The 360-nt window shown below is 38.3% G+C and carries 1 tRNA gene and 1 rRNA gene; both read left to right on the top strand.

The window, feature by feature from the left end:
* Positions 1-76, top strand: a 16S ribosomal RNA gene (locus AB671_RS21815); the annotation flags it as partial.
* Between the two features lie 210 nt (positions 77-286).
* A tRNA-Ile gene (locus AB671_RS21810) sits at positions 287-360 on the top strand.

The raw sequence follows: 360 nt of genomic DNA, 5'->3' as shown, positions 1-360 counted from the left end.
TAGGGTAAAACAAGTAACTAGGGCTAAGTCGTAACAAGGTAGCCGTACCGGAAGGTGCGGCTGGAACATCTCATTTTAGAGCGTCTTATGACGATAAACAAATAAGGACACAATGTGTCCATTGTACTTACTTAAAGAGAAGCTTTAGTTTTTATTTGGTTGATATATAAAAAAAAATACAAAACCCACTAGAAATTAGTATTAGGGAAGAGAGATTGAGTATGAAGAAGAGGAAAAAGCGATATGCAAATATTACTTATTACTCATCACCTATTACTCATAACAAAGTCTCGTAGCTCAGCTGGTTAGAGCGCTACACTGATAATGTAGAGGTCGGCAGTTCGAGCCTGCCCGAGACTA

This window comes from Chryseobacterium sp. BGARF1, assembly GCF_001677955.1.
Classification (GTDB): Bacteria; Bacteroidota; Bacteroidia; order Flavobacteriales; family Weeksellaceae; genus Chryseobacterium.
Note: the sequence above shows the minus strand (reverse complement) of the source record. Positions and strands in the feature narration are given on the sequence as shown.